Annotated in this window: 12 protein-coding genes; 10 read left to right on the top strand and 2 right to left on the bottom strand. The window is 68.6% G+C overall.

What is annotated here, in order from left to right:
- Positions 1 to 39 precede the first annotated feature (39 nt).
- Positions 40 to 1,140, bottom strand: coding sequence for a BMP family lipoprotein (locus tag ACU5E9_RS17030; RefSeq protein WP_456811080.1), 1,101 nt, complete (start codon positions 1,138 to 1,140; stop codon positions 40 to 42).
- A gap of 207 nt (positions 1,141 to 1,347) precedes the next feature.
- The gene (locus ACU5E9_RS17025; RefSeq protein WP_456811079.1) at positions 1,348 to 2,469 is read right to left on the bottom strand and encodes a mannose-1-phosphate guanylyltransferase; all 1,122 of its coding nucleotides are present in this window, start codon (positions 2,467 to 2,469) and stop codon (positions 1,348 to 1,350) included.
- A gap of 78 nt (positions 2,470 to 2,547) precedes the next feature.
- Between ACU5E9_RS17025 and ACU5E9_RS17020 the strand changes: the two genes are divergently transcribed.
- The 10 genes from ACU5E9_RS17020 (at position 2,548) to ACU5E9_RS16975 (ending at position 11,927) form a co-directional block, all read left to right on the top strand.
- The gene (locus tag ACU5E9_RS17020; protein WP_456811078.1) at positions 2,548 to 3,702 is read left to right on the top strand and encodes a glycosyltransferase family 4 protein; all 1,155 of its coding nucleotides are present in this window, start codon (positions 2,548 to 2,550) and stop codon (positions 3,700 to 3,702) included.
- Positions 3,703 to 3,879: 177 nt separating this feature from the next.
- Positions 3,880 to 4,293 (top strand): succinate dehydrogenase, cytochrome b556 subunit, encoded by a 414-nt coding sequence (gene sdhC, locus ACU5E9_RS17015; RefSeq protein WP_456811077.1) that lies wholly within the window; start codon positions 3,880 to 3,882, stop codon positions 4,291 to 4,293.
- 12 nt (positions 4,294 to 4,305) lie between these two features.
- A complete protein-coding gene (locus ACU5E9_RS17010; protein WP_456811076.1) occupies positions 4,306 to 4,758 on the top strand; it encodes a succinate dehydrogenase hydrophobic membrane anchor subunit in 453 nt (150 codons plus the stop codon).
- 42 nt (positions 4,759 to 4,800) lie between these two features.
- Positions 4,801 to 6,597: a succinate dehydrogenase flavoprotein subunit gene (gene sdhA, locus ACU5E9_RS17005; protein WP_456811075.1), complete on the top strand. Its 1,797-nt coding sequence runs from the start codon at positions 4,801 to 4,803 to the stop codon at positions 6,595 to 6,597.
- The gene (locus ACU5E9_RS17000) at positions 6,597 to 7,358 is read left to right on the top strand and encodes a succinate dehydrogenase iron-sulfur subunit (RefSeq protein WP_456811074.1); all 762 of its coding nucleotides are present in this window, start codon (positions 6,597 to 6,599) and stop codon (positions 7,356 to 7,358) included. Before sdhA ends, ACU5E9_RS17000 begins: the two co-directional genes overlap by 1 nt.
- Positions 7,359 to 7,449: 91 nt before the next feature.
- Positions 7,450 to 8,523 carry a YihY/virulence factor BrkB family protein gene (locus tag ACU5E9_RS16995; RefSeq protein ID WP_456811073.1) on the top strand — a complete coding sequence of 358 codons (1,074 nt, stop codon included), beginning with the start codon at positions 7,450 to 7,452 and terminating at the stop codon, positions 8,521 to 8,523.
- Positions 8,524 to 8,563: 40 nt separating this feature from the next.
- Positions 8,564 to 9,421, top strand: coding sequence for an exodeoxyribonuclease III (locus ACU5E9_RS16990; RefSeq protein ID WP_456811072.1), 858 nt, complete (start codon positions 8,564 to 8,566; stop codon positions 9,419 to 9,421).
- Positions 9,422 to 9,471: 50 nt separating this feature from the next.
- Positions 9,472 to 10,476: a tryptophan--tRNA ligase gene (gene trpS, locus ACU5E9_RS16985; RefSeq protein WP_456811071.1), complete on the top strand. Its 1,005-nt coding sequence runs from the start codon at positions 9,472 to 9,474 to the stop codon at positions 10,474 to 10,476.
- A gap of 28 nt (positions 10,477 to 10,504) precedes the next feature.
- On the top strand, positions 10,505 to 11,107 hold the full coding sequence (locus tag ACU5E9_RS16980; protein WP_456811070.1) for a GNAT family N-acetyltransferase: 603 nt from the start codon (positions 10,505 to 10,507) through the stop codon (positions 11,105 to 11,107).
- 64 nt (positions 11,108 to 11,171) lie between these two features.
- The gene (locus ACU5E9_RS16975) at positions 11,172 to 11,927 is read left to right on the top strand and encodes an HAD family hydrolase (RefSeq protein WP_456811069.1); all 756 of its coding nucleotides are present in this window, start codon (positions 11,172 to 11,174) and stop codon (positions 11,925 to 11,927) included.
- The last annotated feature ends 106 nt before the right edge of the window (positions 11,928 to 12,033 follow it).

Below are 12,033 nucleotides of genomic sequence, written 5' to 3'. Positions count from 1 at the left end.
GGCGGTCGTTCTAAACGGTAATGCCGGTTGAACTGGGTGTTACTTCGGCGTCGCTTCGCTCGTCACGACGATGTCGCCGCTGATGATCTGCTCCTTGAGCGCGTCGAGCTCGGTGACCAGGGCCGGGTCGACCTTGGACTCCCAGTCGTGCAGCGGCGCCAGGCCGACACCCTCGTTCTCCAGGGTGCCCACGTACGGGTCGGAGGAGAAGTCGTCAGCAGCAGCGTCGGTGATGATCTGGTCGGTGGCGTCGGTCATCGACTTCATGACCGAGGTGAGGTACAGCGCGCTGAACTCGGGCGTGGTCTCGAACAGGTCGCTGTCGACACCGACGATGGCGACGTCCTTGCCGGACTCGTTGATGGCCTGCGCGGTGCCCTGGAAGAGCGGTCCGGCAACCGGGAGGATGATGTCGGCGCCGGCGTCGATCAGGCCCTGGCTGAGGGTCTTGCCCTGGTTGATGTCGTCGAAGCCACCGGCGAACAGGCCCTCCTGGGATTCCTTGTTCCAGCCGCTGAGCTGGACGTCGGCGCCCTTTTCGGTGTTGTAGTACGCGATGCCGTCGGCGAAACCGTCCATGAAGATGGTGACGGACGGGTACTGCATGCCACCGAAGGTGCCGACGGTGCCGGTCTTGGTGGTGCCTGCGGCGAGGTAGCCGGCCAGGAAGGCGGCCTGCGCGGTGTCGTAGAGGACCGGCTTGACGTTGTCGAGCGTCAGCGGGCTGAAGTCATCGTTGGAGAGCGCGGAGTCGATGATCGCGAACTTGGTGTCGGGGTTGGCCTGCGCGGCGTCGCGGGTGGCGTTGGCCAGGGCGAAACCGACGGTCAGGATGAAGTCGCAGCCCTGGTCGACCATGCTGGTCACGTTGCCGGCGTACTGGTCCTCGGAGGTGGACTCGGCCTGCTTGAATTCGACACCGAGCTCGTCGGAGGCGTTGGAGATGCCCTCGAAGCTGGACTGGTTGAAGGACTTGTCGTCGAAGCCACCGAAGTCGGAGACGATGCAGGGCAGGAAGTCCGCAGCCGCGGCATCGCCGGCGCCATCTTCGGTGGGGGCCGGCGCACACGCCGCGAGCAGAGCGAGAACGCCGAGAGAGGCAAGGCCGCCGAGCGTTGCCTTGCGGGTCGTGATTGTCAAGATTGACCTCCAGATGAGGCCCGGCGTGGGATCGCGCGGGCTGCTATATGGCTTACACGTTACCCAGAAGACCCCTGCTCAGATGAGCAAAGCGACACTGTAGCCAAATGGTTATCAAGCCGCGACATTTCGGAAATCCGGCCGACACAAATGGTCATCTAACCGGGTCATTCCTGAGGAAGTCTCGCGCCGGGACCCCGGCAGGGGTTACAGGACGTCGGAGCTGCCGGACAGCCGCAGCGCGTCGACGACGGCCTTGACCTTCTGGGCGTTCGCGCTGGTGGTCACCAGCAGCGCATCCGGGGTGTCGACCACGACGATGTCCTCGACGCCGATCAGCGCGATCATGCGCTTGGTGTGGCTGACGACGATGCCGCTGGACGAGTCGGCGAGCACCCGGGCGCCCTCGCCGAGGATCGCCAGGTCGCGCTTCCGCCCGTTGGCGTGGATCTTGGCGATGGACGCGAAGTCTCCGACGTCATCCCAGTCGAACTGGCCGGGGATGACGGCGAGCTTGCCCTTGGCCGCGGCAGGCTCGGCCACCGAGTAGTCGATGGCGATCTTCTTGAGCTTGGGCCAGACCTGGTCGACGACGGCTCCCCGGTTCGGGGTGTCCCAGGCCTCGGCGAGTTCGAGGAGACCTGCGAGCAGTTCGGGCTCCGAGGCACCGATCTCCTCGAGCAGCCGGTCGGCGCGGGCGATGAACATGCCGGCGTTCCAGAGGTACTGGCCGCTGGAGAGGTACCGCTTGGCGGTGGCGATGCTGGGCTTCTCCACGAAGGAGTTGACCGACTGGGCGCTCGGGGCGCCGTCGATGTTGAGGTCCCCGCCGGTCTTGATGTAGCCGAACCCGATCGCCGGTTCGGTGGGCTGGATGCCGATGGTGACGATGAGTCCGGTGTCGGCGGCCGCGACGGCCTCGACGACGGCCTGGCGGAAGGCGGCGGGCCCCTTGATCACGTGGTCGGCGGCGAAGGAGCCGATGATCACACCGGGCTCGCGGCGCTCGAGGATCGCGGCGGCGAGGCCGATCGCGGCCGAGGAGTCGCGCGGTTCGCTCTCGAGCACCACGTTCAGGTCGGCCAGCTCGGGCAGCTGCTCCTCCACGGCGGCGCGGTGCGCGCGGCCGGTGACGACCATGATGCGCTGGTCGCCGCAGAGCGGTGCGAGGCGGTCCCAGGTGGCGCGCAGCAGGGTCTGGCCGCTGCCGGTGAGGTCGTGCAGGAACTTGGGCGCGTCCGCGCGGGACAGCGGCCAGAGCCTAGAGCCGATCCCGCCGGCGGGGATCACACTGTAGAAGCGGGAGAGGGCATCACTGGAGTGGGACATTGCGCCAGACTACCGGTCCGGGGGCCCTGTTCATGAAGGGTTCACCGGGCTGTTTCCCGCGCTGCCTACTCTGGCGCCATGAGGGTTGCCGTCGTCAGCGAAAGCTTCCTCCCCACCATCAGTGGGGTCACCACGAGTGTCTGCAAGGTGCTCGACGAGCTGCGCCGCCAGGGGCACGACGCCCTGGTGATCGCCCCGTCCGGCGCCCCGGCCCGGTACGCCGGGTTTCCGGTGCACACCGTACCGGCGCTGTCCTACCGGCAATTCCCGGTGGGGCTGCCCAATCCGCGGGTGCTCGGGCTGCTCGCCGAGTTCCAGCCGGACGTGCTGCACGCGGCGTCGCCGTTCCTCCTCGGCGCCCAGGGCATCGCGGCCGCCCGGCGCCTCGGCGTGCCGAGCGTGGCGGTGTTCCAGACGGATGTGGCCGGCTACGCCCAGCGCAACCGCCTCGGCCAGGCCAGCCGGCTGGCCTGGCGGTTCGTGAAGTGGGTGCACGACGGCGCCGACCTCACCCTGGTGCCCTCCACAAGCTCGATGAGCGACCTCCGCCGCATCGGCGTGCAGCGGCTGGACCGCTGGACCCGGGGTGTGGACCTGGACGGCTACCACCCGAACAACCGGCGCGATCCGCGGGCCGTGGCGCTCCACGACCGGCTCGCCCCGAACGGCGAGGTGGTGATCGGCTACGTGGGCCGGATCGCCCCCGAGAAGCAGGTGGAGCGGTTCCGGGCGCTGCGCGGCGTCGCCGGCATCAGCATCGCCCTGGTCGGCGACGGACCGTCCACTCCCCTGGTCGCCCGGGCGTTGGCCGGCCTGCCGGTCACCTGGCTCGGCCGGCTGGCCGGCGCCGACCTCGCGGCGGCGTACGCCAGCTTCGACGTGTTCCTGCACGCCGGCACGGAGGAGACCTTCGGGCAGACCCTGCAGGAGGCGCACGCCGCCGGGTTGCCCGTGGTGGCGCCGCGCGCCGGCGGCCCGATCGACCTGGTCGAGCACGGCGTCACCGGGTTCCTCTTCACCCCCGACGACGACCGCGACCTGCGCCGGCACGTGGCCGCGCTCGTGGCCGATGCGCCACTCCGGCACCGGATGGGTGAGGCCGGCCGGCGCGCGGTGCTCGGCCGCAGCTGGGAGAACGTGTGCGCCACCCTCTTCGACTACTACCAACTGGTCATCGACGAGGGGCTCTCCCGCCGGGCCGAGACCCTCGTCCCGTTCGCGCAGCGACGGTGACGGCATCCGCTTACCGGGCATCCGGGCCTTAAGCCTCTGGCTTCCCACCCGTCATCAGGTGGTAAGGCAGCCCTAACCGGCTTATGTCGTCGTCGAGACATACAATAGACGAACGTGTTTGTTCAACGATGACGCCTCGTTCAGCAGGGGTCGCGACTCAGCCAGGGAGGGTTGGTCATGCCAAAATCGGCAGGGACCCTGACAGCTCAGCGGAGGACGACGTCACGTCGCCCGGCCGGAACGCTCTACCGTGGCCGCGAGGGCATGTGGTCCTGGGTGCTGCACCGCATCACCGGGGTCGCGATCTTCTTCTTCCTCCTGGTGCACATCCTCGACACCGCGCTCGTGCGGGTGAGCCCCGAGGCGTACAACGCGGTGATCAGCCAGTACCAGACGCCCATCATGGGCCTCGGTGAGGTTGCACTGGTCGGCGCCATCGTGTTCCACGCCTTCAACGGCCTGCGCATCATCGCGATCGACTTCTGGAACGCCAAGCACCAGCGAGTGCTGTTCTATGTCGTCATCGGCCTCTGGGTCGTCACGATGCTCGGATTCGTGCCCCGGCACCTGATCAACGTCTTCAGCCACTAGGAGGGCCGGATCATGACCTCGACACTCGCCGCCCCCCGCAGCCCCTACTCCCGCGCCCCGCGTAAGAACGGTGTGAACTGGGAGAAGTGGGGCTGGATCTACATGCGCGTCTCCGGCATCGTGCTGGTGGTGCTCATCTTCGGCCACCTGTTCGTGAACCTGATGGTGGGCGAGGGCGTCTCCGCCCTCAACTTCGCGTTCGTCTCCGGCAAGCTGGCCAACCCGTTCTGGCAGTGGTGGGATGTGGCGATGCTCTGGCTCGCCCTGATCCACGGCGGCAACGGCATGCGCACCCTCGTGAACGACTACGCCACGACGCGCGTCGCCCGCGGCATCCTCAAATCGGCGATCCTCGCCGCGGTGGTCATCCTGATCGTGCTCGGCACGCTCGTGGTGTTCACCTTCGACGCCTGCCCGGCCGGCCAGCCCGCCGACCTTCTGCCCACTTTCTGCCAGGCCCTTTAGGCCCTTCGAGGAGCTGCAAAAACTTTCATGACGGATGCACCAGTGACCAATCCCGCTTCCACCATCGTCGACGGGGTGCACTACCACCAGTTCGACATCGTGATCATCGGAGCGGGAGGGGCGGGCATGCGCGCCGCCATCGAGGCCGGCCCGAACGCATCCACCGCCGTGATCTCCAAGCTCTACCCCACCCGCTCGCACACCGGTGCGGCGCAGGGCGGCATGGCCGCCGCCCTCGCGAACGTGGAGGAAGACAACTGGGAGTGGCACACCTTCGACACCGTCAAGGGCGGCGACTACCTCGTCGACCAGGACGCGGCCGAAATCCTCGCCAAGGAAGCCATCGACGCGGTCATCGACCTCGAGAACATGGGCCTGCCGTTCAACCGCACCCCCGAGGGCAAGATCGACCAGCGCCGCTTCGGCGGCCACACCCGCGACCACGGCAAGAGCCCGGTGCGCCGGGCCTGCTACGCCGCCGACCGCACCGGCCACATGATCCTGCAGACGCTGTACCAGAACTGCGTCAAGCGCGGCATCAACTTCTTCAACGAGTTCTACGTGCTCGACCTGATCATGACGAACGTCGACGGCGTCGACCAGCCCTCCGGCGTGGTCGCCTACGACCTCGCCTCGGGTGAGCTGCACGTCTTCTCCGGCAAGGCGTTCATCTTCGCCACCGGCGGGTTCGGCAAGATCTACAAGACGACCTCCAACGCGCACACCCTCACCGGTGACGGCGTCGGCATCATCTGGCGGAAGGGCCTGCCGCTGGAGGACATGGAGTTCTTCCAGTTCCACCCGACCGGCCTCGCCGGCCTCGGCATCCTCCTCACCGAGGGCGCCCGCGGTGAGGGCGCGATCCTCCGGAACGCCTCCGGCGAACGCTTCATGGAGCGTTACGCGCCCACCATCAAGGACCTCGCCCCGCGTGACATCGTGGCCCGCTGCATGGTCAAGGAGGTCGCGGAAGGCCGTGGCGCCGGCCCCAACAAGGACTACGTCTACCTGGACTGCACCCACCTGGGCGCCGAGGTACTCGAGACCAAGCTGCCCGACATCACCGAGTTCGCCCGCACCTACCTCGGCGTCGACCCGGTCACCGAACCGGTGCCCGTGATGCCGACCGCGCACTACGCGATGGGCGGCATCCCCACCAACGTCAAGGCGGAGGTGCTGCGCGACAACACCACCGTCGTGCCCGGCCTCTACGCCGCCGGCGAATGCGCCTGCGTCTCGGTGCACGGCTCCAACCGGCTCGGCACCAACTCGCTGCTGGACATCAACGTGTTCGGCAAGCGCGCCGGCAACAACGCCGTCGAGTACGTCAAGACCGCCGAGTTCGTACCGCTGCCGGAGGACCCGGCCAAGTTCGTGCGCGAACTGCTCGCCACCATCCGCACCTCCACCGGCACCGAGCGCATCGCCGTGCTCCGCCGTGAGCTGCAGGAGGTCATGGACGCCAAGGCCCAGGTGTTCCGCACCGACGAGTCGCTGCGCGAGGTGACGGAGACCATCCACACCCTGCGCGAGCGCTACAAGAACATCGGCGTGCAGGACAAGGGCCGCCGGTTCAACACCGACCTGCTCGAGGCCGTTGAGCTGGGCTTCCTGCTCGACCTGGCCGAGGTGGTCGTGTACTCCGCCCGCAACCGCAAGGAAAGCCGCGGCGGTCACATGCGCGACGACTTCCCGCTCCGCGACGACGTGAACTACCTGCAGCACACCATGGCCTACCTGTCGGGCGACGCCCTGTCGGCGGATGCCGCCGACCACATTTCGCTCGACTGGAAGCCCGTGACCATTACGCGCTACCAGCCGATGGAGAGGAAGTACTAGTGAGCACCCCCACCCTCGAGAGCCCCCCGGCCGTTCCCGAAGAGATCCAGTCGTTCACGGTCACCCTCTCGGTGCGCCGGTTCAACCCGGAGACCGACGAAGACCCGCACTGGGAGAACTACGACGTTCAGATGTACGCGACGGACCGCATCCTGGACGCCCTGCACAAGATCAAGTGGGAGCAGGACGGCAGCTTGAGCTTCCGCCGCTCCTGCGCGCACGGCATCTGCGGGTCGGATGCGATGCGCATCAACGGCCGGAACCGGCTGGCCTGCAAGACCCTGATCAAGGACCTCGACATCACCAAGCCGGTGACGGTGGAGGCCATCAAGGGCCTGCCGCTGGAGAAGGACCTGATCGTGGACATGGAGCCGTTCTTCGCGTCCTTCCGCGAGGTGCAGCCGTTCCTGATGGCGCAGAACACGCCCAAGGACGGCAAGGAGCGCATCCAGACCGTCGCCCAGCGTGAGCGCTTCGATGACACCACCAAGTGCATCCTCTGCGCCGCGTGCACGTCGAGCTGCCCGGTCTTCTGGACCGACGGGCAGTACTTCGGCCCGGCCGCGATCGTGAACGCGCACCGGTTCATCTTCGACTCCCGCGACGAGAACGCCGCCGTGCGCCTCGACATCCTCAACGACAAGGAAGGCGTGTGGCGCTGCCGCACGACCTTCAACTGCACCGAGGCGTGCCCCCGTGGCATCCAGGTGACCCAGGCCATCGCCGAGGTCAAGCAGGCCATCATGCGTGGCAAGCCGTAACCCTTACGGACTCCTAACGAACGGCGGCCTCCGGGCCGCCGTTCGTCGTTAACCGCCCTGGGCGGCCGTGCGCGCTGGCTAGGCTGGGCGGATGAAGATCGGCGAGCTCGTCAAGCGTGTCATGGAGTCCCGGCCGGTGCGGGTGTACACCCATTTCGGCCAGAGCCGCGGGCCGGTGCTCGCCGCGGGCATGGCCTACCAGGCGATCTTCGCGATCTTCGCCGCACTTTGGCTGGTGTTCTCGGTCGCCGGGATCTGGCTGGCGAGCAATCCTGCCCTGATGGACCAGCTGTTCGTGATCATCAACCAGTCCGTTCCCGGGCTGATTGAAAAGGGTGGGGTGGTCGACCCGGCCACCCTCGGCAACACCGGCGCCCTCACCTGGGCCAGCGCGATCGCGCTGGTGGGCTTGCTCGCCACCACGCTCGGCTGGTTGAACACCACCTCCCAGGCGGTGCGCGGCATCTTCGGGATGGGTCAGGAGACCACCTTCTTCGTGCTGGTGAAACTGCGCGAGCTCGGCCTCGGCCTGCTCTTCGGGCTGGCCCTGGTGCTCTCCGCGGTCATCTCCATCGTGAGCACCGAACTGTTGCGCGGGTTCCTCGGCCTGTTCGGGCAGGGCGCCGACTCGTTCTGGTTCATCGCGTCGAGCCAGGCCGTCGGACTGCTCATCGTGCTGCTCATCGACACCATCACCCTGGCCGCCCTGTTCCGGGTGCTCTCTCACGTGCGGATTCCGTTCCGCCGCCTGCTCGTCGGCTCGCTGCTGGGAGCGGTGGCCCTCGGCGTGCTCAAGGTTCTCGGCGCCGCCCTGCTCGGCGGCGCGGCGAAGAACCCGCTGCTGGCCGGCTTCGCGGTGATCATCGGTCTGCTGATCTGGTTCAACCTCACCTCCACGGTCACCCTGATCTCGGCATCCTGGATCGCTGTCGGCATGCTGGATGCCGGCATCCCGCCGTCCAGCCTGAGCGCGGACGACGCGAAGAAGCTGGAAGAGGAGAAGGAGGCCGAGGCGCTGCGCCTGGCCGCCACGGTGGAACTGCGGCAGGCCCGGCTGGCGCGGGACGGCGCAACCTGGTTGCAACGCCCCGGCAGCAACCGGCGACTGCGGAAGGCCCAGCAGCGGGCCGAGAAGTACGGCGTCAAAGACCCCGCCGACCGCTGACGCCCCGGCCGGCGTCGGCGGCACTCGGTAGAATCGGCCCATGCCGTCTTCTCCCGCATCAGAGACCACCCAGCCGCTTCGCATCGCCAGCATCAACACCAACGGCATCCGGGCGGCGTTCCGCAAGGGCATGGGCGACTGGCTCGCCACCCGCGACGTCGACATCCTCGCGGTCCAGGAGGTGCGCGCGTCGACCGAGGACATCGAGGGACTGCTCGGCCCGGACTGGAACATCCTGCACGACGCCGCCTCCGCCAAGGGCCGCGCCGGAGTGGCCATCGCCAGCCGGAAGAGCGCCTCGATCCACCGGGTCGAGCTGGGCCACCCCGACTTTGACAGCGCCGGCCGCTGGCTCGAAGCCGACTACGAGGTCAACGGCACCATCGTCACCGTGGTGAGCACCTACGTGCACTCCGGCGAGGTGGACACCCCCAAGCAGGTCGAGAAGTTCACCTTCCTCGACTCCATGCTCACCCGCCTTCCCGAGCTCGCCGCGCACAGCGACCGGGTCGTCGTGCTCGGCGACCTCAACGTGGGGCACCGCAAGTTCGACATCAAGAACTGGAAGGGCAACGTGAAGCGGGCCGGCTTCCTGCCCGAGGAACGCGCCTACTTCGACCGGATCGTCGGCGCCGAGGGCGACGCCGACTACAACAACGGCGCGGGCCTGGGCTGGGTCGACATCGGCCGCAAGGCCGCCGGCGAAGTGGACGGACCGTTCACCTGGTGGTCCTGGCGCGGCCAGGCGTTCGACAACGACACCGGGTGGCGCATCGACTACCAGCTCGCGACGCCCGCACTGGCGGCATCCGTCGTCAACTACACAGTCGACCGGGCGGATGCCTACGACCAGCGCTGGAGCGATCACGCTCCCGTGGTCGTCGACTACGCCATCTGACCCTCCCTCCCGCCTTGCGCGGCTTTGCTTTCGACGAAAAGACTTCTCTGATGACCAAGACCCGCCTCTACTCCGGCATGCAGCCCTCCGCCGACTCCCTGCAGATCGGCAACTACATCGGTGCGCTGCTGAACTGGAAGAAACTGCAGCAGACCCACGACGCGTTCTTCTCGATCGTGGACCTGCACGCCATCACCGTGGCGCAGGACCCGGCGAAGCTGCGCGAGAACACCCGCGCCACCGCCGCGCAGTACATCGCCGCGGGCATCGACCCGGCCGAGTCGACCCTGTACGTGCAGTCGCACGTGGCCGCGCACGCGCAGCTGGCCTGGGCGCTGAACACCCTCACCGGTTTCGGTGAGGCCAGCCGGATGACCCAGTTCAAGGACAAGTCGCAGAAGCAGGGCGCGGACGCCACCACGGTGGGCCTGTTCGCCTACCCGGTGCTGATGGCGGCGGACATCCTGCTGTTCCAGACCGAGATCGTGCCGGTCGGCGAGGACCAGCGCCAGCACGTCGAGCTCACCCGCGACCTGGCCGCCCGGTTCAACTCGCGCTTCGGCGACACCTTCACGGTGCCGGAGGCGTCGATCATCCGCGACACCGCGAAGATCTACGACCTGCAGAACCCCACCTCGAAGATGTCGAAGTCGGCCGAGTCGCACGCCGGGGTGATCTGGATGCTCGACGAGCCGAAGGTGACCGCGAAGAAGATCATGCGCGCCGTCACCGACGCCGAGGGCGGCGTTGTCTTCGACAGGGAGAACAAGCCCGGCGTGGCCAACCTGCTCACCATTTACTCGGTGATGGCGGAGCGGTCGATCCAGTCGCTCGAGGACGAGTACGCCGGCAAGGGGTACGGCGACTTCAAGAAGGGCCTGGCCGAGGTGGTCACCGAGACCTTCGGCGCGATCCGGGGGCGAACGCTCGAACTGCTCGACGACCCGGCCGAGCTGGACCGGATCCTCGCCGGCAACGCCGACCGGGCCGCCGCGGTGGCCGACGTCACCCTGGCCAGCGCGTTCGAGCGCATGGGCTTCCTGGCGCGCCGCTAGCTGACCGATACACCGGTGGAGGGCACTGATGCGACCCGTTGAGTTGTCGTCGCCACGGCTGCGCCTCGACCAGCCGAGCCCGGAGGACGCCGGCCTGGTCTTCGAGTACTGCCAGGATCCGGTCTTCGAGGGGTACCTGGCCGCGCTGCCCTGGCCGTACCGGATGGACGATGCGACCGGTTTCATCTCCGGTCACGTGCCGGCCGGCTGGGCGGCCGACACCGAGTACACCTGGGCGGTGCGGGCGGCGTCCGCGCCGGAGCTCCTCGGGGTGATCAGCCTCAGCCCGCCGCCCCGCCGCGCGACGGGCACCGGCCCCCGCACCGGCTCGATCGGCTTCTGGCTCGGCGCCCCGCACCGTGGGCAGGGCCTGATGGTGGAGGCGCAACGACTGGTACTGGACTGGGCGTTCACGACCGACCTGCTGGACGCCGTGCACTGGGAGTGCGTGGCCGGCAACCTCGGCTCGGCCCGCGCCGCCCGCAAGGCCGGATTCAGCTTCACCGCCCAGGCGCCCTCCCGACCGGCCTACCGGGACGGGTCGCATCCGCTGTCGTGGCACGGCATCCTGCACGCCACCGACGACCGCTCACCGCGCCCGGGCTGGCCGGCCGAGGTGATGGCCGCGTGAGGGCCGCCGACGACGCCTGCGCGCTCCTGTGGCCGCTGGGGCTGCTGTGACGGATGAGGCGGGTGTGACGCCGCCGGCCCTGGTGCTGTTCGACCTCGACGACACCCTGTTCGCGCACCGGGAGGCCGTGGCCGCCGGCATCCTCGGCCACGTCGCCGCGCAGGGCGGCCGGGGCGCGGCCGCCGACCCGCACTCCGTGGTGCGGCTGTGGAACGCGCTCGAGGAGCAGCACTACCACGCCTACCTCGCCGGGGACCTCGACTTCGCCGGCCAGCGCAGCGCCCGGGCCCGGGACTTCGCCGCCGCGCACGGGGTGGACCTCACCGAGGCGGAGGCGACCGCCTGGTTCAACGACTACTTCGTGCACTACCGGGCGCACTGGCAGTTGCACGACGACGCCCTGCCGTGCCTGGACGAGTTGGCGCGGCGCATCCCCGGCGTCCGATTCGGCCTGATCACCAACGGCGAGCTGGCCTACCAGAGCGTGAAGCTGGCCGACACGGGCCTGGACGCCCGGATGGAGCATGTGGTGACCTCGGCCGAATTCGGCCTGAGCAAGCCCCGGCCGGAGATCTTCCGGCACGCCTGCGCCCTGTTCGGCGCCGACCCGCACCGGTCGGTCTACGTGGGCGACCGGCTGCGCACGGACGCGATCGGCGCCGCCGCCGCGGGACTGACCGGGGTCTGGCTGGACCGCGTCGGCACCGCAGGCCCCACTCCCCCGGAGGCCGACCGGGCCGAGGCCCGCGCCCTGGGCGTCATCCGCCTCACCGCCCTCACCGCCCTGCCCGCCGCCCTCACCCCGGGTGGGGCGGCATAACTCCTGCAATTTTCGGCGGGCACCGCCGGCAGCCCCGGAATTCCGGGGCACCCGGCATCCGTCGCCGGATTCTGCAGGAGTTATGCAGCGTGGCCACGACTGGACG

The sequence above is a fragment of the Cryobacterium sp. AP23 genome (assembly GCF_054075385.1).
This window is presented reverse-complemented; position numbering and strand designations above follow the sequence as displayed.

Excerpts from the sequence above, each read along its gene's own strand:
- ACU5E9_RS16995 (WP_456811073.1), top strand. The coding sequence starts at position 7,450 with ATGAAGATCGGCGAGCTCGTCAAGCGTGTCATGGAGTCCCGGCCGGTG.
- ACU5E9_RS16980 (WP_456811070.1), top strand. The coding sequence starts at position 10,505 with ATGCGACCCGTTGAGTTGTCGTCGCCACGGCTGCGCCTCGACCAGCCG.
- trpS (WP_456811071.1), top strand. The coding sequence starts at position 9,472 with ATGACCAAGACCCGCCTCTACTCCGGCATGCAGCCCTCCGCCGACTCC.
- ACU5E9_RS17020 (WP_456811078.1), top strand. The coding sequence starts at position 2,548 with ATGAGGGTTGCCGTCGTCAGCGAAAGCTTCCTCCCCACCATCAGTGGG.
- ACU5E9_RS17010 (WP_456811076.1), top strand. The coding sequence starts at position 4,306 with ATGACCTCGACACTCGCCGCCCCCCGCAGCCCCTACTCCCGCGCCCCG.
- ACU5E9_RS16990 (WP_456811072.1), top strand. The coding sequence starts at position 8,564 with ATGCCGTCTTCTCCCGCATCAGAGACCACCCAGCCGCTTCGCATCGCC.
- ACU5E9_RS17025 (WP_456811079.1), bottom strand. The coding sequence starts at position 2,469 with ATGTCCCACTCCAGTGATGCCCTCTCCCGCTTCTACAGTGTGATCCCC.
- sdhC (WP_456811077.1), top strand. The coding sequence starts at position 3,880 with ATGCCAAAATCGGCAGGGACCCTGACAGCTCAGCGGAGGACGACGTCA.